General features: G+C 38.5%; 15 protein-coding genes. 8 read left to right on the top strand and 7 right to left on the bottom strand.

Annotation, left to right across the window (positions count from 1 at the left end; translation table 11 throughout):
* Window positions 1-2: 2 nt before the first annotated feature.
* The 3 genes from DVR12_RS19170 (at window position 3) to DVR12_RS19160 (ending at window position 4,263) form a co-directional block, all read left to right on the top strand.
* Entirely contained in the window at window positions 3-1,475 is a 1,473-nt protein-coding gene (locus DVR12_RS19170; RefSeq protein ID WP_116977401.1) for a PKD-like family lipoprotein, read from the top strand.
* 2 nt (window positions 1,476-1,477) lie between these two features.
* Window positions 1,478-2,578, top strand: a complete 1,101-nt coding sequence (locus tag DVR12_RS19165) for a TlpA disulfide reductase family protein (protein WP_116977400.1) — start codon at window positions 1,478-1,480, stop codon at window positions 2,576-2,578.
* Window positions 2,579-2,685: 107 nt separating this feature from the next.
* Window positions 2,686-4,263: a hypothetical protein gene (locus tag DVR12_RS19160; RefSeq protein WP_116977399.1), complete on the top strand. Its 1,578-nt coding sequence runs from the start codon at window positions 2,686-2,688 to the stop codon at window positions 4,261-4,263.
* A gap of 103 nt (window positions 4,264-4,366) precedes the next feature.
* Here DVR12_RS19160 and DVR12_RS19155 read toward each other — a convergent pair whose 3' ends face one another.
* The 3 genes from DVR12_RS19155 to DVR12_RS19145 form a co-directional block, all read right to left on the bottom strand.
* Window positions 4,367-5,056: a hypothetical protein gene (locus tag DVR12_RS19155; protein WP_116977398.1), complete on the bottom strand. Its 690-nt coding sequence runs from the start codon at window positions 5,054-5,056 to the stop codon at window positions 4,367-4,369.
* A 71-nt stretch (window positions 5,057-5,127) separates the two neighbouring features.
* The gene (locus tag DVR12_RS19150) at window positions 5,128-5,958 is read right to left on the bottom strand and encodes a helix-turn-helix domain-containing protein (protein WP_116977397.1); all 831 of its coding nucleotides are present in this window, start codon (window positions 5,956-5,958) and stop codon (window positions 5,128-5,130) included.
* 30 nt (window positions 5,959-5,988) lie between these two features.
* Window positions 5,989-6,456 (bottom strand): SRPBCC family protein, encoded by a 468-nt coding sequence (locus tag DVR12_RS19145; RefSeq protein WP_116977396.1) that lies wholly within the window; start codon window positions 6,454-6,456, stop codon window positions 5,989-5,991.
* A 111-nt stretch (window positions 6,457-6,567) separates the two neighbouring features.
* On the opposite strand from DVR12_RS19145, the gene DVR12_RS19140 reads away from it, so the two are divergent.
* Together DVR12_RS19140 and DVR12_RS19135 are read left to right on the top strand one after the other, a co-directional pair.
* Window positions 6,568-7,131 carry a hypothetical protein gene (locus DVR12_RS19140; protein ID WP_116977395.1) on the top strand — a complete coding sequence of 188 codons (564 nt, stop codon included), beginning with the start codon at window positions 6,568-6,570 and terminating at the stop codon, window positions 7,129-7,131.
* Between the two features lie 309 nt (window positions 7,132-7,440).
* On the top strand, window positions 7,441-8,286 hold the full coding sequence (locus DVR12_RS19135; protein WP_116977394.1) for a hypothetical protein: 846 nt from the start codon (window positions 7,441-7,443) through the stop codon (window positions 8,284-8,286).
* 53 nt (window positions 8,287-8,339) lie between these two features.
* On the opposite strand, the gene DVR12_RS19130 is transcribed toward DVR12_RS19135, so the two are convergent.
* The 4 genes from DVR12_RS19130 to DVR12_RS19115 all read right to left on the bottom strand — a co-directional run bounded on the left by DVR12_RS19130 (window position 8,340) and on the right by DVR12_RS19115 (window position 13,109).
* Window positions 8,340-9,041: an outer membrane beta-barrel protein gene (locus DVR12_RS19130; RefSeq protein ID WP_116977393.1), complete on the bottom strand. Its 702-nt coding sequence runs from the start codon at window positions 9,039-9,041 to the stop codon at window positions 8,340-8,342.
* Between the two features lie 196 nt (window positions 9,042-9,237).
* Window positions 9,238-9,855: a collagen-like triple helix repeat-containing protein gene (locus tag DVR12_RS19125; RefSeq protein WP_116977392.1), complete on the bottom strand. Its 618-nt coding sequence runs from the start codon at window positions 9,853-9,855 to the stop codon at window positions 9,238-9,240.
* A gap of 228 nt (window positions 9,856-10,083) precedes the next feature.
* On the bottom strand, window positions 10,084-12,522 hold the full coding sequence (locus DVR12_RS19120) for a TonB-dependent receptor (RefSeq protein WP_116977391.1): 2,439 nt from the start codon (window positions 12,520-12,522) through the stop codon (window positions 10,084-10,086).
* Window positions 12,523-12,671: 149 nt separating this feature from the next.
* A complete protein-coding gene (locus DVR12_RS19115) occupies window positions 12,672-13,109 on the bottom strand; it encodes a hypothetical protein (RefSeq protein ID WP_116977390.1) in 438 nt (145 codons plus the stop codon).
* A gap of 192 nt (window positions 13,110-13,301) precedes the next feature.
* Between DVR12_RS19115 and DVR12_RS19110 the strand changes: the two genes are divergently transcribed.
* The 3 genes from DVR12_RS19110 (at window position 13,302) to DVR12_RS19100 (ending at window position 18,999) form a co-directional block, all read left to right on the top strand.
* Window positions 13,302-13,892 (top strand): RNA polymerase sigma factor, encoded by a 591-nt coding sequence (locus DVR12_RS19110; RefSeq protein ID WP_116977389.1) that lies wholly within the window; start codon window positions 13,302-13,304, stop codon window positions 13,890-13,892.
* 89 nt (window positions 13,893-13,981) lie between these two features.
* Window positions 13,982-15,148, top strand: a complete 1,167-nt coding sequence (locus DVR12_RS19105) for a FecR family protein (RefSeq protein ID WP_116977388.1) — start codon at window positions 13,982-13,984, stop codon at window positions 15,146-15,148.
* Window positions 15,149-15,573: 425 nt separating this feature from the next.
* Complete coding sequence (locus DVR12_RS19100; RefSeq protein ID WP_116977387.1) at window positions 15,574-18,999, top strand: SusC/RagA family TonB-linked outer membrane protein; 3,426 nt, start codon at window positions 15,574-15,576, stop codon at window positions 18,997-18,999.
* Window positions 19,000-19,004: the final 5 nt, after the last annotated feature.

Genomic DNA, 19,004 nt, shown 5'->3' with positions numbered 1-19,004 from the left:
TAATGAAGCTATTTAAAAATAAATTCCTTTTAGGTTTAGCCTGTATTTTAATGTTGGCGGCCTGCTATAAAGACAAAGGAAATTATCGGTATACTGATATTAACAATATTCAGTTAAGCGATACCACCAGCTATACAGTACTACAATTTGATACCTTAAAGATTCAGCCGCAACTGAAACAATCCTTACCGGTAAATCAGAATCAGCTTAAGTATGAGTGGACGGCCAGAGCTATTGATCCAAACCTGGCGAGTCAGCATTTTGATGTTTATACGTTGTCGGACAAACAAAATCTGGATACCGTGATTTCTTTGGTGCCGGGGCAGTACAGATTGATTTATAAAGTAACTGATAACAATACGGCAATAAGCAGTTATTTATTTTATGATCTGAAAGTAGGCACTAACCTGAGTGAAGGATGGATGTTTGTGCAGCAATACGCCGGGAGTGGGGATGTAAGTTTATTATCTCCTACCGGCCGCATGTTTCATCATATTTATGAAGCATCAAACGGAAGCCCACTGCCTGCCGATTTACAGAATCTTGATATCAACAGGAAGGCAGTACCAAATGAAATTTATCTGATGACTGGTAACCAGGGCCTTGAAGTAAGTCCAACCAGTTTTGCTAAGGTTAAACAGTTCAGTAACTGGTTTTTTAATCTGCCTGCTGTAGAGAAACCTATGCGTAATCTGGTATTTACTGAAACAAGTACTAGTGTTAGTGCAGGGATTTTCATCAATAATGGTTTGGTACATATTAAACGATATGGAGGATTTCCGGGAGATGTACTCTATGGAGCAGAATTGCTGTTGGATGGAAAAACAAGTTATGCAGCAGCTCCGGTAATTATGACCGGCGACTTTAATACCAACCGTTATATGGCTGTGTTTTACGATACCAAAGGAAAAAGATTTGTTGGGTTACGTGGTCCTACCTATGATATTACAGCAAACATGGTGCATTTGCCGGACTCTGTGGATGGTACTCCTTTTGATGCCAATAAGGTAGGTCTCGATTTTGTATATGCAGGACCAACTTCCAATAACTATGAGTACAATACTGTATTAAAAGATGCTGGTACCGGGCGCTATCTCTTTCAGCTTAATCTGGCTACTGCCGCTGCAGCCAAACGTAAGCAGTTGATGAATGCACCGGATATTGCTAACGCAACAGCTTTTGTTTCCTCCTTACAATTGGATTACCTGTACTATGCCGCCGGAAATAAAATCTACCTCTACGAAGTTGGGCCTAATAGTGCTACGCAGATATTTTCCCTGCCAGCCGGAGAAGCAGTTACCGCAATGAGCATTGATGCAAACTATTCAAAATCTACAATGATGGTAGGCACTTATGATGGAAATAAAGGACGGGCATATAATTTCAAATTAACTGTGAATGGTTTGGTTGCCGGTGATTCTGCATACAGGAAATATGATGGATTCGGAAAGATTATTCAAATGAAATATAAATAAAAATGAAAAAGATAATAACCCTTACAACAATTTTCATAAGCCTTACAACATTTGCTCATGCCGCTTTTATCGTTAAAGTAAAATTTCCCGTAAAACCATCGAACGATACTATTTATTGTTCCTACGATCTGGATGGTAAACGGCATGTAGATTCTGCTGTTGTTAAAGAGGGTCTGGTAACATTTACACCTAAAATAAAAGGCCCTGAACTATTGGCATTAAATGTAAAAGGCAGTTATGATTATAAACTGTTCTTTATAGATGAAGGCACAACAACCATTACAACTACAGGGGTAACCTTTAAAAATGCTACTGTAAATGCAGGTAAATCACAGGCATTATATTCTGTTTGGGAAGAGAATTGGAGCGCAATAGTGGCGGATGCCGGTACCTTATACAGAGCATCGGATTCGGCTACCCAACGTGGAAAGGTGGAGGCGGCACCAGAAGTCAAAGCACAAATAGATGCTGGTTTTGCTGATCTCGAAAAACGTTTGGATAGCGCAGTAGCATTGATCGTTGGTAAGGATGCCAATTCCCCCGTAACTGCCTTTGTAATAGAAGACCGGTATGTCAATTACCCGAATGTTCCTAAAGTAACTAAATACTATGGTAAACTGGGTGCAAAAGCTAAGGCATCACCTTACGGAAAATCTATTGGCCGGTTTATGGCTATTCAGGCTAAGACGGCAGTAGGAACTAAACCTGATTTTAGTTTCCCGGATGCTGATGGTAAAGAAGTGAAACTTTCAGATTTTAAAGGAAAATATGTATTGGTAGACGTTTGGGCTAGCTGGTGCGGTCCTTGCAGAAAGGAAAATCCAAACGTCAGAAATGCCTATGCTAAGTTTCATGAGAAAGGTTTTGAGGTAATAGGCGCTTCGTTGGATACCGACAAAGAAAAGTGGCTGAAAGCTGTGGAAGCAGACGGACTTACCTGGACGCAGCTGAGTGATCTGAAAGGTTGGAAAAGTCCACTGGTCGATAAATTTGGCATTAAAGGGGTTCCTTTCAACTTCCTGGTAGATCCACAGGGCAAAGTGATTGCTAAAGACCTGAGAGGGGATGCTTTAATTGCTACTTTGGAGAAAGTAATAAAGTAAGATAATTAGTTGACTGGATAAGGTATAAATATCTTATCCAGTCATAATTTGTTTGTTAGGGCCATTTAAATAAATGTAAATTTGCGCCTCTTAAACCCTATACTGTTATGAAATTACTTGTGAATGTTATCCCTTTTCTGTTATTGATAACATTGTCGTTTACACTAAATGCCCAAAGCGATTCTGCTGTTCAGCCAAACCCAGTGAGTAAGAAGGTGGCTAATCCAAGTCATACCAAAGTAGAATTGGTTTATAAAACCTATACCACAAATAAGGGCTACCAGTATTTAGATCCTTACATTAGAACTGATGGGGCAAATGATTTCCCGCTGACACAGAATTCACCGCTTCTGAGAAGCTATTTTTCGAACTGCCCGACAGCTTTGCTACAATTAGACGGCTATAAAACTAATATCAATACTTTCAACAGATGGACATTGGGTTCCTTCGGTGCAGGAGGAGCGCTGGCGCTCACGGGATTGATATTGGCAGCACGTCAGGGAAATTCAATCCCTACATTTGCTTCTTTCTTAGGTACCGGGTTCGGAACTATGATTGCAGGAGCAATAATTCGTCAGAAATATAAAAAGCAGGCAGATAAGAATCTGAAAGAAGCATTCAGGCAATACAATATTAAGTGTTATGTTCCTTTGCCTAAGGATACGACTCCGAAAGAAGATAGTTCCTTAGCAAAAAATGCAGATTTGAAAAATGAGAGTGTGGATAATAAGAACAAGAAGCCTAAAAAAGCTCCTAAGTATTATACTATACTCCGTAATGAGCCAAAGGATTTGAAACTTTGGGGTATTGAAGCAACTCCTGTAGTAGTGGATATCTACTCCTACTCTCCTTCAGTGGGGGTTGGACTAGGTGCTTTTTACAGTTTTCCGGGTAATGCACGTATAAGAGCAAATTACGAGCAGAGTCTGTATTACCTGTTGAATGATAATCACCGCGCTACAAAACCTCCTGCAGGAAGTTATGCATCTTACGGAATACCCAGCAATCCGACTAACGATTCCCGTTTTGAGGTAATGGGAAGCATTCCTGTGATCAACCGGGAAAGTAAAACTGATTATAAGGTAAAAATAGCCAGACGTGGTGATGGAGTTTTGGTGCCTACTATAAGTGGAAATAAAGTAGTGGCTATGAATTTGCGTGCTGGCTTTATTCATGAAAATAGAATACTGGAATCAATTTCCGGTTTGCCTTTAACAACGGATAAACCATTAATGACAACACCAGGAGGAGAGCCTCTGCAAAGGTATTTTGGCGAATCTTCTGTTATGCTTAATTCAAATATTGTGGCAGGTGGTTTGGGCCTGTCTCTGGTTAAGGACTTAAAGATAGAATTGAAAGATAAAACTCTGAAAGGCTACAGGGATATTAGCTCGGTGGTAGATTTTTATCTGGATGTACTATATGCTCCTTCCATGAAATATTCGGATATCACTTACTACTATCCTTCACCGAACGGAGAACAATTAACCGAAAACCTTTCTGTTACATCTCCACTTAATAAGGTAGGAGCCAGATTTGGATTTAGAAGGGAAGGTCTGAGCAAAGCATTAGGTACAGCTTTTGGTGTTGAAATGCATGTAAAGCCAGGCCCTGGTGTTTCGACGGAAGAAAGAGTAGGGGTAAGAGCTTCATTTGCCATTATATTAACAGGCAGACGCAATTAATATATCAATGAATTCTAGGATAGAAAAGAGGCCCTTTACGGGCCTTTTTTCATTTGTGAATATTTGGGGTTCAGATGTATAGTGTAGGTTAGTTATAAATCTTCTAATGATTGGAACGAAGAATTTCGCTCATATTTTTGTTAGTCATATCTTTAATTTCATAACCGGCCGTAGAGAAAACATATGAAGTGTTTTTAACACTAAGCGTTTCCAGCGATTTATCTTTTGGATCAGAAACTTCAGCCAATAAATAGTCTGGGTGTGTTACTGCAACGCCAATCGGACTATCAGGATTGTTGAGTTCCCGTTTACTGCTTAATCCCATTTTATAAATAATGGAAGGGTCAAAGTTCAACTGCAGATACCAGAAAGTAACATTGCCTTTAGCAGGATCTTTGGCAGTATAGGATTTGGCATTGTATCCGCATATTGTTTTGGTAGCGTTACCTGGTACTAATTGAAGAGCGCCTGGCTTAGCAGGCATTTTGGAAGCTGGGGTATTTTTACTACCCAAAAGCGAAGGGAGTGAGAAAGTGGTGATGTTTTTTTTCTTATCATCAACCATCAGGGTTGGCCCGTCTTTTACATAAATTAGGGATTGGCCTGAGTTGGTTGTTACTTCTGCATAATTACCGTCTTTAGTGAAATAATAGGTGGTTTTTTCGATATTACCGGTCGCCTGGTTTTTTGTTTGCTGTACAATTTCATAATTGAAACTGATTTTTTCTGGTATCTGAGGCGCACCAAAACGCATAGCTGTTCCCGATAAGACCAATAAAGCAAGTGTTTTCATGATTGACAACTATTTATTGCAAAGGTGAAGCGATCACTTTTGCAGAAATAGTAAAAAAGCGCAGTTTTTTGCTATACCAGTCTGATTATGTTTTCTGTAGGAGGAGGCTGATTTTGAAAGAGTTTGGAGGGACTATCGCCTGTGTATATTTTAAAATCCTTGATGAAATGATTTTGATCAAAATAATTACAATGATGGGCAATGCTGGTCCAGCTACTTGAAGGGTCTTTGATTTTACAATTGATGGCTCGCTGAAACCGCTTTAATCTGGCATATGCTATAGGCGACATTCCTATCTGATTCAGAAATTGTATTTCGAAGCTTCTCATGCTCATATTCAGCGCATCGGCAATTTCCCGGATACTGGAAAATTGCTGATGTTTGAGAATCTTACAGGCTTCAGTAATTCTGTTTTCTACGTCTTTGTGTGTTGTTCTATAGAGTTGTTGTATGAAGAATTTATCTGCCACCTCTTTAATTCTCTGCATATTGTAACATTCGCTGAATGCTTCTTCCAGGAATCTGATTTCTTTTCCAATAACATCATCACTGTTCAATAACTGATTTCGGAGGTATTGCATAGGTACCTTAAAAAGGGAGTAACAGCCATTATCTTTAAATTCTACTCCAACAAACTTATAACTTCCACCAAATACCTGGTATCCTCCATATTGTGTATGAACTCCAAACAAGGGTCTGGCTTCCATGTTTACGGCTATTCTTTCATCGTTTCGGTAATATGCAACGGGTTCTTTTTTTAGCCAGAAAGCCAAAAATGAGGTATCGTTTGCCCATAAGGGTTTGATAATCGGATTGTCGCGGCACTCGATCTCCCTTAATGTATAACATTTAATATAATCTTTCAGCTGTGGTGCCGGATATGCAAGATAAGTGTCTACCATGCTGGTAACATTTATACTATAAAGTTACGCCTAATTAAATTTGCCAAAGCGTTTTTCCAAGGCTTTGGTTCTATATTCAAATAATTCTTTAAGCTGTTTTTTTAGGAATAATTTATTAGCAATTGCACCTAAAAAGCCAAAAGGAGGGGCATAGGTAACAATATCTGTCATTAATACACCACCTTCAATTTCCTTAAACCTGTGCTGATGATGCCACAGCCTATATGGACCAATCTTTTGTTCATCAACAAAATATTCCATGTCTTTTACCTGTGTAATTTCGGTCATCCATTTGAGTGGAATATTTAGTAAAGGTTTAATGATGTAGGTAATAATTAACCCCGGATACATCTTATCGGAAGGTGCCAGGCTGGTTACTTTAAAGTCCATATACTCCGGCGTAATTTCCTTAAGGTTATCTGGGGATGAAATATAATCCCATATTGCTTCCATACTTACAGGTAACTGCTGTTCCTGAATAAATTGATAAAAAGCCATTACATTTCTTTTTGAGATTAAAAGTAACTGCAATTTAGAATCATTTCTCCTTACAATTCTTTTCTGATTACCAGCGCTTTTTTCTAAATTGGAGCCAATATTTATACAACTATGAAATACTATCTATTTTTATTCTGCCTATTTATTGCTTTTGCTGGCACCGCTACTGCCCAAAAGAATCCTAACGAGCTACATTACACAAGTAGCCAGAAACAACTGATTACCATTTATAAAGGTCAGATCTTTGTAAATGGGAATAAGACCTACAAATTTCAGAACGATAATATTGTCTATGCAAGCAGACGAAACAAGCTGATAGAAGATGGCAGATCTGTTTTCCTGTTTCTGGAGGTTGATGGAAGTCCAAATAAAAACAGATTATACGTATTTAATATAGACCATTCCATTGCAGATTCTGTAGCCAATGCAGTAGTCTCTGATGTAAAAGACTACGACCGCGACGGGAACCTGGAATTCGGAGGAGTAGATCTTACTGAAACTTATCCATCAGCCGATTCAATGTATTATGTTCCGTCACAATTTTTTGAAATTAAAAAAGGAAGAATTACCCTGGATCAGGAACTGATCGAAAAAACCGATATTAAAACTAACGGAATTTACCTGAAAGATCCGGTAGGTAAAAAAGTGATTCCTAAACCTAAGAAGAAAGGGTAAATTTAATAAAGTGATAAGCGTTGTTATATATTGAGTTAAGAGGAATGAAGAAATGTTTTGATTTTTGAAGCCGTCTCTTCTTTTGAGACGGCGCTTTTTTTATTGGTAATTTACTATTACAAGAAGGTAATTTACCTCTAGCAGAAGTCTCATGTTAAGCAGATATTTACAGTTACTTTATAGATCGAACAATGAAAAGCAATTCCACCATGTTACTGCTTAGACTGTTGTGCTTAAGCATTTTTCTGCTACTGCTGAGTTCACAGCATCTTTTCGCACAGCATCCGTTTATCCACTCAATATGCTTCGGTGCTTACAGTGAATGTGCTGAGAATAGGAGATGAATTGATCAAATATAAAGGAGTAACAACCTCCAGGCCATATATTTTAACCGGTGTAGAGCGTGGGGCCCTAAAAACCCGGGCATCAAATCACCCGGTAGAAGATAGGCTGGTGAAGTTACAGGTCAATTGTTACGGTGGTTTTATTCCTGATGTTGAACTGGGTGACGAATACGCAAAATTCTATGCAAAATTGTTGCATGACGGAGGAATGAACTATATCGATTTCGATGGATTCGAAAGTTTTACCTATCAGGGCCATGGTCAATACCCCTTTAAGCGCTTTTTAAGAGTGTTGTTTGAAGAATTAAAGAATTTGGAAGTTCCGTATTTGCGGGTAATGGGATCATGTGTATTTGAAGGAAACTGGCATTATATGAGTGTATGTAATGTAGGTGGTGGCAATAATATGTTTGACCCGGTAAATAACAAATGGGGAATTGAAGGGAAAGATATTCGTTATTCATTCAACAGTAATTACTTCCCATGTACATTCGGTATTCAGAATATCCAGAAAGACTGGAATATTCAGGTAATCGAGAATTTACAGGCGAAATCTATAGCCTGGGATGCTACCTATATGTTAGGAATTAGTGAGAAGAGTATTGAGCAGCGAAATGATAAAAATGAATTATTCGCAACATTCAGGGCATGGGAAGAAGCAAGGAAGGCAAAAGTATTTAGCCGGCAATTAAAGCTGGAAATGAAAGAGGAAACTAATAAATACCACCTGGTGCAAAAAGATCAGGATACCTGGGTGTTGTATAATGTAAATGAGTCCAATTCAAATGGAAGGATACTAAAAAGAAAGTGATAATAAGCTGGATTAGGAGGAATGATTCCAGATCATTCCTCCGTTTTTATAAGCTATTTAAAAATATATCCAATCGTAAATGCCATATTCCTGTTTTTATACACACGGGTACTAGTAGTTTCTTTGAATGTTAAATCTCCAATATTCTTATACCCCAATTCATAGTCAAATCCAATTGAATATCTTTTATAGGCTAATTCACAACCAAAGGATTGTCCGATATCCGGGCGATTAAAACTAAACTGCTCGTCGCCAAAGCTTTCATATTTTATAGTTCTGTTGGGAATATTTTCATAGCCCGGAGTTCTCTCTTTCCTTACAACATTGCCGCCCAGGCCATATGAAAAATAGGCTCCGGTATTAATGGCAGCAGAAAAGTCAGAATTGAAATGTATCCGATATCCAATTTTTACTGGTAGTTGTAAGTAGGCTAAATTGGTATTTCTAACCCAGTAGGTAATTGGTGGGGTAGAGGAACCAATCCAGACATCGGCTCCTTCGTGCTTAGAGCCTTTGGTAGTAAATTGTAACCCTGATTGCAGGTAAAACGATTTGGAAATTTTATATGCTGCAAGCACACCTGCCTGATATCCTGGTTTATGTCCAAGACTTCCATCAATATAATCTCTTGTTTCAAAAGCGGTAGAATAGTTGAACCCAACTTTTGCCTGATAAGAAAATTTGGATTGTGCAGATAAAATAAGTGGGAATATACCCACTGCCGTTAGGATGGTTAACCTAAAAATCAATTTCATGCTACAGTGTTTATTTGTTGCAATATATCGTTTGTGATAAAAGATGTAAAAACTGACATGAATATTTTAGGATTCAAACAATTGATTATTAGATTGTTGGATTTTATTTTTTGATTTTTTGCTGATCGAATGAGGTTTTCAAGTTGTATTTAATATTAAAAAGGCACCGTAATATTTATACGGTGCCTTTTTTCGTTTAATCTGCTAAGTTATAATATTTTTTTACTGCTTCATAATTGTTGTAATCTACTGGTGGAGCGGCTTGTCTGGCTCCCGCATTACCTGCAATAATAACATATTTGAAATCGAAGGATGTTACTGTTGCAGTAGTTACGGATGGAATTGGAGTAGATGGAGCATGATCGGTCGCTAAATACATATAGTAAACGCGTAATTTACCGACATCATAGGTGTAATTCATATAAATTAAGTAACCAGTATAAAAACTGGCTATCTGCCAGGGCATTGGAGTCCAGGTAGACGGGTTACCTCCGAAAGCACTAGGCAGCTTTATATATAATAATACTGTTCCGGAATTAAAAATATTGTTAGTTATACCCGCAATATTTTGTGTAGCCATTTTAGCCACTACTGCACTGGCAGAGCCAGGGGCGGTCTGGTACGACCAGTAATCATTGACATATGAAGCATTTGTTAGGGTAAAATTTCCGGAAGTTACATTTGAATTACCTTGTGCGCCAGTTGGTCCTGTTGCCCCGGTTGGACCAGCAGGACCAACTGGTCCCTCTTTCGAACAGGAGGCGAATAAAATAACAGTACTTAATAATAAAATACAATTCAAAATCTTTGACATGAGGTTGAATTTTGTGTGTGAGTATTAATTTTTAAAATAGTCTACAGAATATCCGGTTCCTTAAGTTCGTGGGAAGAGTAAAATTAATTCATCAAAGAATTATTATGTAATTAAGATGGCAGATGGAGGTTTTTTTTTATTAAATGGTACTATTAATAGGATAAGTGTTTAATTAGGATAACATTTGATATCAACCTAAACTAAATTAAATATAATCAACGCAACAATTTATTTGATCCTGTTTAGCTCTGCATCAGTATTTTGATTGTTATTTCTTTTTTGCCCTTCAACAGATTTTCCAAACCTTAAACTAAATGATAAGGTGGCGGATCTTGAATCTGAAAGCGTTCTGAAATTTGCATCTGTCAGGTGCAAATTATTAATAGTTCCTGCATTGATATTTGTAAAAAACAGATCACTAATACTTAGTCTTATTGTGGCTTTTGGCGATAATACTTTTGCAACTCCGGCATTTACACGCCCTCTGCTTGCAATAATAAATTGTGCGCTGGTCATTTTGCTCTGAAAGTATCCATCCAGTTGCATTGTCCATTTCTTTTTAAGTTTAAATTGCAGCATTCCCTGTGAGAAGATGTAAGTACTTCTGGTATCAAGAAGTCCGGTGTAGAAATTACTTTTTGCGTGAACATAGGTAAGCTGACTACTCACCTGAAAACTAAACCAGGCCAGGGGGTTTAGATTTGCATCCAGCCCGAAATTTATTAGTGTTGTTTGTCCGATATTCCCTGGCCGGCTGTAATAATTATTTCCAATTATTTCTATGGTCTCATTTACCTGGTCTTTTGTTTTGCTGATGGCAACAGTGGTAGTTAACCAGTTTTTGAAAATATAGGATAGCTCAGCTTTGGTTGAAAAAGATGGCAACAGATATGGGTTGCCCGCATAAAAGGTATATTTATCCAATGGCGAAATGAATGGATTTAAATCCTGAAAGTAAGGTCTGTCAATTCTTCTGCCATAGTTGAATCTTATTTGATGATTACTAAGTGTATCGAGCTTGTATAGTAAGAATACTGTGGGGAAAAGGTTATTGTAAGTACGAATAAACGAAGAATCGCTTTTCATTAAATTGCCTAGCTGATGGCCTTTCGAAGTAGTATTTTCAAAACGTAATCCAGTTTGTACGCTAAGCCTTTTGAACTCCTTGTTAAGGCTGATATATGCCCCGTTGATATTTTCTTTATAATTGAAATGATTGGTGATATCATAATCAGGATACGAAGTATTATTTATTATGTTGAAATAGTTGGCGATGTTATTTGTTTTAGTAAAACTGGTTTTAACCCCGGTTTCCAGTTTGAAGCCATTTCTCAATGATTGATTGTAGTCTGCTTTTGCAACGTATATATCAAGATTGGAAGGAAGTTGACCAACCAGTTGTTCTTCTGATTTCAATGTTCCATCCGACAGATAGTTTTTATTATTAAAGTTTTGGTCATTTTCAGTTGTATAATTTATATAATCCAGATTTACTAAAAGTGATGGTCCGTTTTTGCGGAATTCATGACGCATATTTAGATTGACATTCCCATTTTTTAATACTCCGCTTTCACGGTTTAAGGATTGAATTATTGAATCCGGATTGTTGTGAATATTAATCATCGTTCCTGTGCTGGTATTTAGATTAACGGGGTATCTGATAAGTCCGTTGGTATTAATGCCTAAAGTAGTTTTTTCAGTTGCATGGAAATCTGCCCCTAATGCTGCTCTAAATCCGTAGCCGGTGCGATGTATGTATGAGTTCTGAGTAAAGGAGTTCAGAGGTTCGCCATTGTCACTAAAGTATTTTCTGAAAATGCTGACATCATTGTAACTGTTACGTGTACCATGGAAGAAATTGCCAAAGAGATTTACTTTATTATTACGGTAATTAAATTCAGCGCTATTGTTAATGCTGGTATATTTCGAGACGCGTGTGCCGGAGTTAAATCCGAAATTGAATCCTTTGGGTTTTCGTTTTAATGTTTTTATGTTGATAATGCCACCATTGCCGGCTGCGTCGTATTTAGCGGGAGGGTTTGGCATAATTTCTATCTGTGAAAGCAAAGATGCCGGAAGTGAGCGTAAATAATTCTGGAGATCCGATCCTGAAAGATAGGTTTGTTTATCGTCGATGTATATGGTTACCCCTTGTAGCCCCTTTAAACTGATGTTACCATTTAGGTCTACCTGCACGCCCGGTGATTTTTCCAGAACATCGAGTGCGGTGGTACCGGCATTTGAAATCAGTGCATCAACGTTTACTACTGTTCTATCTATTTTCTGTTCAATGAATTTTTTACTGGCAGTTACATTCACTTCTTTTAGTTCTATATCTGATTTCTGTAATTTGAATACAGGTAATACTATTGAGCTATCTGCCTGAAAAGGGTTGCTTTCATATTTTATAAATCCGATTGCCGTTACTATAATCCTATAAGTACCAACAGTTTGTTTCTCAAACTGAAAATGACCATCTTTATCGGACAATTCAATTTTTACAGGAGTAGAAGTTCCTGCTTTGAGAAGTGCGGCAGTAGCGGCATTAACGGGCCGCTGCTGATCATCAATTACACGACCGGAAATGCGGGTATATGACTGTGAACTAGCTACAGTAAAGACAAAGCAAAGGCATACGGCAAATAATGCCATGATTATTGGTTTCATTCATATTAATTTTTAGGTTAGAAGTTATAATCTGGTTCCTCAGGAAACCAGACTAAACAAAGCTTGCCTGAGGGATAATTTTCAGATCATAAGGCATTAGACGGGCTAGAGTGATTTTTGTTGCAGATTTTGTAAGAGAAGTTGTTTGACTATCCTAATTTCTTCGTTAGGAGAAAAATAAAGATGAAAGTATAAGCCAGTGACAGAATGGCTGCAACATAATAGAACCAGTAAACTATTTTGTTATTCCTGCCTGCCTCATTTTTATCCAGGCCGCGTGCCGAAGAGAGTGCGGCTAATAACATTCCTGCTACAAAACAGTAATTAGAAATAATAACAGCGTAAAAAAGGTAAGTTGAATATCGAAAGCCACTTGTCAGATCATTAAAGAATACAGCAAAAGTCATTAACATAATACTCCCCATTAAAGTGGCAGAGTGCAGGAGCTTCCAACCATTTTCATTGGCAATAATTTTTCTGATCGATTTAGAATAACCAACACCTGCAAAATTGCCAATCAGAAGTGTAATAAATCCATGCAACAGGAGAGAATAATTCATGATAGGGTTGTATAATATTTGCAACATATTAAATTAATAATTTAATTCATGAAAAATCTTTTTTCACAAAACTGCCATAAGTAGAACTAATAACACCTCTTATATAAATCGTACTTCTTTTCATGAAAAGTATTTTTAGCTTTACGCTATAAAATAAGAGTCGACTGCCGTTCTACCACCTATGCAGCTGCACCTAAGGACTCATGAATAAAAAGAAATATGGGCCGGGATGAATTATTAAATGCAAGTGATTTAGACCTTTTAACTGAGGTAAGTAAAGGAAATACCAGCGCTTTTGATACCTTGTATAACCGGTACTGGAAAGATGTTTACAACACTGCCTACAAACGTCTGCAACATACAGAATTGGCGCAGGATGTTGCCCAGGATGTATTTGTGCAGCTTTGGACCAGGGAAAAAAATACTCCTATCGATAACCTGGGAGGCTATTTACGTGTAGCCACCAGAAATAGTGTTTTCAAACAACTGGAAAGGACAAGCAGGTATACCATTATTCCGGAAGATGGTGCAGAACTGGAGAAACTAAAGTTACCGAACAGCCTCGCAGATTCAAACATTCTGTATAAAGAATTCCTGGCGGCCTTTGAGGCACTAACAGCCACTCTGCCATCTCAACAGCAGCTGATCTTTAACATGCGTTTTCAGGAAGGGCGCAGCAGCCAGGAAATCGCAGATGAATTGCAGATCTCTGTTAAAACCGTCCGTAATCAAATGGGAAAGGCCCTCTCAAAACTGAGAGAATCTCTTATAATAATGCAAATCGCTATCATCATCTCTTCCCTTAAATAATGATCATATTCATATGTTATAAAAAAATATATGAATAACCGATGGGCGCATTTTAAAAAATTGACTCATACTAAATAGAAACAGGCCAGATGGACAACCGAAATAAAGTTTTATTCGCCCTACTACTTAAAAAATATAGGGAAGGAACTGCCAATGAAACAGAGAAAAAGTTCCTTGAAACTTATTATGATTTGTTTGATGTGAATGAAGATTTAATAACTGAAGAAAATGAAGCCAGTTTCACATCTCTAAAATCTACCATCCGGGAGAATATAGCTTTTGAAATGGAACGCCACCAGAAACCAGCAAAATTACGCTGGTTATGGAAAGCCTCCGCTGCCGCTGCCATCCTTGCCTTTGCAGCCATTGCCACCTGGTATTGGGCTGGCCACGTGGTGCCCGGACCTCAACACCTGGCCGGAAGAACAATGGAAACCGTAAATAGTACGGATAAGCCTACACTCCAGCTGGCCAATGGGGCGATTATTGAACTAAACGATAGTAGTAACGGCCAAATAGCTGAACAACAAGGTATTATCATCCGAAAGGAAAAAGATGGCTCCCTTGTGTATCAATCATCTCCGGAGCAAAAACAAAGTAGTACCAGTGAAGTCAGTGAAAATATCCTGACTACACCTAAAGGAATGAAATACAAAGTTGTATTGCCAGATGGCTCACAGGTATGGCTCAACGCAGCCAGCTCTTTACGCTATCCTGCCAGCTTTGCCGCCGATAACAGAACTGTTAAATTAACGGGTGAGGCCTACTTTGATGTAAATACAGACGCAAAACGACCATTCATCGTGGAGTCGGGCAAACAGAAAGTTCAGGTTCTTGGTACCAGTTTTAATATCAATGCATATTCAGACGAACCAATTATCAAAACAACTTTGTTACTGGGTGCGGTTAAGGTAACAGCCGGAAATAGTTCCTGTACTCTGGCTCCCGGCCAACAGTCACAAACTGCCAGAGATGAGGCTGGTGCATTGAATAAGCGGGAGGTAGATACCGGTAAGGAAATTGCTTGGATGAATAATTTGTTCTCATTTAAAAATGATGACCTGCAATTTATTATGCGCCAGATTTCACGATGGTACAATGTAGAAATAAAATATAACGGAAATATTCCTGCAGAAAAATTTGTGGGTGAAATATCAAGATCCAGCAACCTGAATGAGGTGCTTAGAATATTAGAAATAAACGATCTCCGGTTCGAGATCAATGGCAACGCTATAACTGTTTCAGGCAAAAAATAAATGTCGCTGACTTAGAGCCAGCCAGCATCAACCTAATAAAGTCATTATGTGTGAAATTTTATTAATCATTAACTAACAGTTATAAGCGCCGAAAATAATACGCTTTTTTAAAACCAATAAATTGTTGAGCAGTAGGGAGACTACTCCTTTTATCGACTAAATCTATTTAAAATGAAATGCGTATTTCATCACTTTCCTTTGCGCCTAAGTGCAAGGGGCTGGAAGCGTTTGTCTTTATTATTTAAGTCCGCAGTGCAATTACTGCCAGCTTAGTGCCAACATCAACCTAAAAAAATCATTATGTGTGAAATTTTATCAATCAACAACCAACCGTTATAAGCGCCGAAAATCATACGCTTACTAAAAACCAACAAACTGTTGAGCAGTAGTCAGACTACTCCTTTTATCGACTAAATCTATTTAAAATGAAATGTGAATTTCATCACCTTCCTTTGTGCCTAAGAGCAAGGGTTAGGAAACGCTTGCCTCTATTATTTAAGCCCGCAGTACTATTGCTGCTTGCTTTAATATTTGGTGTTCATACTTATGCCTATACGCAGTATGTTAGTATAACGAAACAGGACATATCCCTGGAGAATGTATTTGCCGAAATAAAAAAGCAAACTGGATATACTTTCTTTTATAAGGGAACAATTAATCCTGGCGAACTAAAATTAAATATAGATCTAAAAAATGCATCGCTTGACGAAGCGCTTTCTACCTGCCTTAAACAATTCAAACTTGAATATACTATTGTAAATAAAACAATAGTAGTTACAGCTGCCATCCCTTCCGCCACTCCTGTAAAATTGGAAAACACTTTTGCACAGGTAATTACCGGCCGGGTTACTGATAGTATCAGCCACGATCCAATGGTAGCTGTTACAATCGTTGTAAAGAATAAAACTGCCCGTACCCTGAGTAGCGACAATGGTGTTTTCCGCATTGAGGCAGAAGATGGCGATATCCTTATCTTCAGCTATGTAGGTTATCGGAAAAAAGAAGTCATAGTAAGAGGAGCTACCCTTAATGTGGTTTTATCTCCCAATCCCAGTTCACTCAGTGATGTGGTGGTTACAGGATATCAGAATATTAAGAAAGATAATTACACAGGTAATGCTATTGTGGTAAAGGGTGATCAGCTTAAGCAACTAAACCCGCAGAATATTCTGAAAGGGCTTGCATCTTTCGATCCGTCTTTCAGAATCGTTGAAAACAATATTTTGGGGTCCGACCCTAATGCCATGCCTAAAATCAACGTTCGTGGCAGTACAGCTTTACCTTCTGTAAATGGTGAAATCCTTGATCGAAATAATCTCTCCAGTTCTTACAACCTTCCTGTTTTCATCATGGATGGTTTTGAAGTGAACCTGCAGAAAGTAGTAGATATGGATATCAACCGTATTGCCAGCATCACTATCTTAAAAGATGCCGCAGCAACCGCTGTTTATGGTTCCCGTGCAGCAAACGGTGTTATCGTTATCTCTACTAAAGCACCTGTTCCCGGAAAGCTTCGCCTTACCTATAATTTTGAAGTAAAAGGTACTGCCCCCGACCTCACAGACTATAGTGTACTCAATGCAAAGGATAAACTCGAATATGAAAGGCTTGCCGGCCTGTATAGCACCGCTAATAACACTGCTGCTACACAGGAAGAACTGGATCAGCAATACTATAGTAAATACAAAAATGTAATCAGCGGGGTTAACACCTATTGGCTAAGTCAGCCTCTTCAAAACGCCGTATCACAAAAACATTCCCTGTTTGCTGAAGGGGGCGATTCTACCTTCCGGTATGGTATTGCCCTGCGCTACCAGACCGACCCAGGTGTGATGAAAAATTCGGGCCGTGACAGATATAGCGGTGGTATGAGCTTTACCTATAATCCAACTCGCAACCTCATAATTAAAAATGAATTGACGGTTACTCAGGTAAATGGCAGAAACTCCAACTACGGTAGTTTCAGTACTTATGTAACCATGAACCCATACTATCCGATTTATGGAGAAGATGGAAAACTGAAACAGGAAATTGCAAACTGGCGGGTAGATACCCATCTGTCAGGTGCCGATCAGTACAAAAATGTTCCTGTATATAATCCTCTCTATGAGGCTTCCTTGAGCAACTTCGATAAGTTTAATTACCTGGAACTTATAAATGCTTTGTCGGCCGACTGGAAAATCACGCCAGCTCTTCGTCTCGTCGGTTTAATGAGTTTCAATAGTACCAAATCTACCAGTGATAAATTTGTATCACCCTATAGCAGTGCTTTTATAAATGCAACTGGCGATGATTTGAAAAACAGAGGTAGCTATGATTATAGCAATACGAAGATGTTTAATCTGGATGGAAATTTACGTTTCGTTTATAATAAACAGTTTGGCGGCCATTCGGTGAATGCAGTACTGGGAGCCAATGTTACTGCTTCCAATACCGATTTCAAAGCCTTCCAGGCCAGAGGTTTTTCGAACGATAAATTTACAAGTCTGGCTTTTGCCCGTACCTATACTCCCAATGCAGCTCCGGCCGGAAGTATTACCTCCAGCCGGTTACTGGGTTCTTTCTTTAGCGGAAGTTATTCTTTCCAGAATAAATATCTTTTTGATGCTGCTTTCCGTATGGATGGAAGCTCTGCTTTTGGTGCCAATCAACGCTATGCACCGTTCTGGTCTGGTGGTATTGGTTGGAATGTGCATAATGAAGAATTCTTCCAATCTGCTTTCCCAGGAATGTCGAGACTCAAACTGGCCGCTACTTCAGGAGTTACAGGGTCGGTGGACTTTCCTCCATTCCTTGCAAGAACATTCTATAGCTATCAGACTGCCAACTGGTATTCGACCGGTATAGGTGCTACTGTAAATGCTTTTGGAAATCAAGACCTGAAATGGCAACGGACTACCAACTATGAAGTGCGTGCGGAATTAGGTTTCTTCAAAGATCGACTTGTACTGAATCCTGTATACTATTACAAACTCACCAAAGGATTACTCACCGACATTAATATTGCTCCTTCCACCGGATTTTCCACTTACAAAGCAAATCTGGGAGATATGGCCAATAAGGGTTATGAATTATATGTAACCGTTAATGCCTTTAAGAATAAAGATTGGAATGTAAACCTAACCGGTAACCTCGCACATAATACGAACACAATCGTTAAGATTTCCAAGGCATTGAAAGCATACAATGAATCGGTAAACGATTATCAGAATAATCCGAATAATAAAGCTCAGGGCACTCCATTATTGCGTTTCGTAGAAGGACAATCGTATAATACTATCTACGGTGTTAAGTCAAAAGGGATAGATCCTCAAAGTGGTCGCGAGATTTTTGAGACTCCCGATGGTAAGCTCACCTATGTTTATAATATCAATGATACCAGACCTATAGGAGATTATACACCTAAAGTTGAAGGATACTTTGGCTCCAACGTAACCTACAAACAATTCATGGTTAGTTTCTCCTTCCATTATAAATCTGGTGGCGATATGTATAATCAAACCCTGGTAGACCGAGTAGAAAACGCAGATCCTCGCTTTAATGTAGATAGCAGGGCACTTACTATGCGTTGGATTACCCCTGGTGACTTATCGCTCTATAAGAATATTGCAGATCTGACCACCACCTACGCGTCTGACCGCTTCATTCAGAAAGAGAACCTGGTAGAGTTGCAATCACTTTATCTGTCGTATGATTTGAAACAACAGCAGGTGCGAAAACTTGGACTGCAGGCATTACGTGGATCAATTACCATGAATGATGTATTCCGTATTTCCAGTATTAAGCAGGAAAGAGGTATCGGTTATCCATTTGCCAGAAGCCTTACTTGTTCTATCCTCGCTACCTTCTAAACTAT

It is taken from the genome of Chitinophaga silvatica (assembly GCF_003419895.1).
GTDB lineage: Bacteria > Bacteroidota > Bacteroidia > Chitinophagales > Chitinophagaceae > Chitinophaga > Chitinophaga silvatica.
Note: the sequence above shows the minus strand (reverse complement) of the source record. Positions and strands in the feature narration are given on the sequence as shown.

Excerpts from the sequence above, each read along its gene's own strand:
- DVR12_RS19165 (WP_116977400.1), top strand. The coding sequence starts at position 1,478 with ATGAAAAAGATAATAACCCTTACAACAATTTTCATAAGCCTTACAACA.
- DVR12_RS19130 (WP_116977393.1), bottom strand. The coding sequence starts at position 9,041 with ATGAAATTGATTTTTAGGTTAACCATCCTAACGGCAGTGGGTATATTC.
- DVR12_RS19120 (WP_116977391.1), bottom strand. The coding sequence starts at position 12,522 with ATGAAACCAATAATCATGGCATTATTTGCCGTATGCCTTTGCTTTGTC.
- DVR12_RS19155 (WP_116977398.1), bottom strand. The coding sequence starts at position 5,056 with ATGAAAACACTTGCTTTATTGGTCTTATCGGGAACAGCTATGCGTTTT.
- DVR12_RS19150 (WP_116977397.1), bottom strand. The coding sequence starts at position 5,958 with ATGGTAGACACTTATCTTGCATATCCGGCACCACAGCTGAAAGATTAT.
- DVR12_RS19160 (WP_116977399.1), top strand. The coding sequence starts at position 2,686 with ATGAAATTACTTGTGAATGTTATCCCTTTTCTGTTATTGATAACATTG.
- DVR12_RS19110 (WP_116977389.1), top strand. The coding sequence starts at position 13,302 with ATGGGCCGGGATGAATTATTAAATGCAAGTGATTTAGACCTTTTAACT.
- DVR12_RS19140 (WP_116977395.1), top strand. The coding sequence starts at position 6,568 with ATGAAATACTATCTATTTTTATTCTGCCTATTTATTGCTTTTGCTGGC.
- DVR12_RS19105 (WP_116977388.1), top strand. The coding sequence starts at position 13,982 with ATGGACAACCGAAATAAAGTTTTATTCGCCCTACTACTTAAAAAATAT.
- DVR12_RS19170 (WP_116977401.1), top strand. The coding sequence starts at position 3 with ATGAAGCTATTTAAAAATAAATTCCTTTTAGGTTTAGCCTGTATTTTA.
- DVR12_RS19100 (WP_116977387.1), top strand. The coding sequence starts at position 15,574 with ATGAAATGTGAATTTCATCACCTTCCTTTGTGCCTAAGAGCAAGGGTT.
- DVR12_RS19145 (WP_116977396.1), bottom strand. The coding sequence starts at position 6,456 with ATGGCTTTTTATCAATTTATTCAGGAACAGCAGTTACCTGTAAGTATG.
- DVR12_RS19115 (WP_116977390.1), bottom strand. The coding sequence starts at position 13,109 with ATGTTGCAAATATTATACAACCCTATCATGAATTATTCTCTCCTGTTG.
- DVR12_RS19125 (WP_116977392.1), bottom strand. The coding sequence starts at position 9,855 with ATGTCAAAGATTTTGAATTGTATTTTATTATTAAGTACTGTTATTTTA.